Consider the following 509-nt stretch of genomic DNA (forward strand, 5'->3'; position numbering starts at 1 on the left):
TGTACGGCGGGCCACGCCTGATCGTGCTCGACGAGCCCAACTCCAACCTCGACACCGTGGGTGAAGCCGCCCTGGCCAGCGCGATCATGCAGATGAAAGCCCAGGGCAGCACGGTGGTACTGGTGACTCACCGTTCCTCGGCGTTGGCCCAGGCCGACAAGCTGCTGGTGCTGAACGAAGGTCGTTTGCAGGCATTTGGTCCGAGCCAGGACGTGCTGCGCGCACTGTCCGGCCAGCAGGAAGCACCACGAGAAAAGGCCGGGGTCAGCCTCAGCCGTCAGTATCAAGCCGGAAGGAATCCAGGCGCATGAGCAGCGACAGCAGCATTCAAATCAACCGCGATTACGAACAGACCCATCCCGAGCACGACGCGCGTTTCTTCGCCCGCATGGGCTGGCTGCTGACGGTGGTCGGCGCCGGCGGGTTTTTCCTCTGGGCCAGTCTGGCGCCGCTGGACCAGGGGATCCCGGTACAAGGCACGGTGGTGGTCTCGGGCAAGCGCAAGGCGG

The 509-nt window shown here is 64.8% G+C and carries 2 pseudogenes; both read left to right on the forward strand.

Going from position 1 to position 509, the window contains the following annotated elements:
* Nucleotides 1–311, forward strand: a pseudogene (locus tag HX846_RS35580) (type I secretion system permease/ATPase); the annotation flags it as partial.
* Nucleotides 308–509, forward strand: a pseudogene (locus HX846_RS35585) (hemolysin D); the annotation flags it as partial. The pseudogenes HX846_RS35580 and HX846_RS35585, both read left to right, overlap by 4 nt.

This window comes from Pseudomonas sp. K5002, assembly GCF_013386655.1.
Taxonomy (GTDB): domain Bacteria; phylum Pseudomonadota; class Gammaproteobacteria; order Pseudomonadales; family Pseudomonadaceae; genus Aquipseudomonas.